Annotated in this window: 1 pseudogene; it reads left to right on the top strand. The window is 62.3% G+C overall.

The features are described from left to right. Window positions 1-422 (top strand): annotated as a pseudogene (locus M3667_RS16615) (aspartate kinase); the annotation flags it as partial.

Here is a 422-nt window from a genome sequence, read left to right as displayed (position 1 = left end):
ATCTGAACGCGGGCAAGGTCGTGATCATCACGGGCTTCCAGGGCGTTGATCCGGACGGCCACATCACGACGCTGGGCCGGGGCGGCTCGGACACGTCGGCGGTGGCGGTGGCGGCTGCGCTGGGTGCCGAAGAGTGCCTGATCTATACCGACGTCGACGGCGTCTACACGACCGATCCGCGTGTCGTCGAAGAGGCGCGCCGCCTCGATCGCGTGACGTTAGAGGAAATGCTGGAAATGGCCAGCCTCGGCTCGAAGGTCCTGCAGATCCGCTCGGTCGAATTCGCCGGCAAATACCAGGTGAAGACGCGTGTGCTGTCGAGCCTGACCGATCCGCTGATTGCGCTCGACGAAGAAATGCGCTCGGGCACCCTGATTACTTTTGAAGAAGACGAGACCATGGAAAAGGCAGTCATTTCCGGC

The sequence above is a fragment of the Microbacterium sp. P26 genome (genome assembly GCF_023712585.1).
Lineage (GTDB): Bacteria > Actinomycetota > Actinomycetes > Actinomycetales > Microbacteriaceae > Microbacterium > Microbacterium algihabitans_A.
Note: the sequence above shows the minus strand (reverse complement) of the source record. Positions and strands in the feature narration are given on the sequence as shown.